Raw genomic sequence first — 253 nt, 5'->3', positions numbered from 1 at the left:
CTTATAAAACAATGAAACTTGCGGAGGATTTGCAACTAAGCATTTAGCCGCCGAGTACTGAATACTGCGCAACGACAAGAAGAAAAAGAAATAACCCTTCAAGGTTGATTGCGAATTGCTGGTCAACCACCGTCCAATGTGGGAGGGCGCGAACTGGAGACCGCTCTGCAGGAGCTGGTCGGCGCGGGTTTGGTCAATGCCGACAGCTTCGCCGGCCTGCGCGCCCTGACCACGCCCGCCAGCAAACGCCAGG

At 55.3% G+C, this 253-nt stretch carries 1 protein-coding gene; it reads right to left on the bottom strand.

The window, feature by feature from the left end; all coding sequences use genetic code 11:
- The coding region (locus tag AC0L20_RS41410; RefSeq protein WP_473295897.1) for a hypothetical protein at positions 1 to 253 on the bottom strand (253 nt) is incomplete at both ends.

The sequence above is a fragment of the Bradyrhizobium sp. Kon58 genome, from assembly GCF_055807455.1.
The sequence above is the reverse complement of the archived record's forward strand: the minus strand, read 5'-3'. Positions and strand labels throughout refer to the sequence as shown.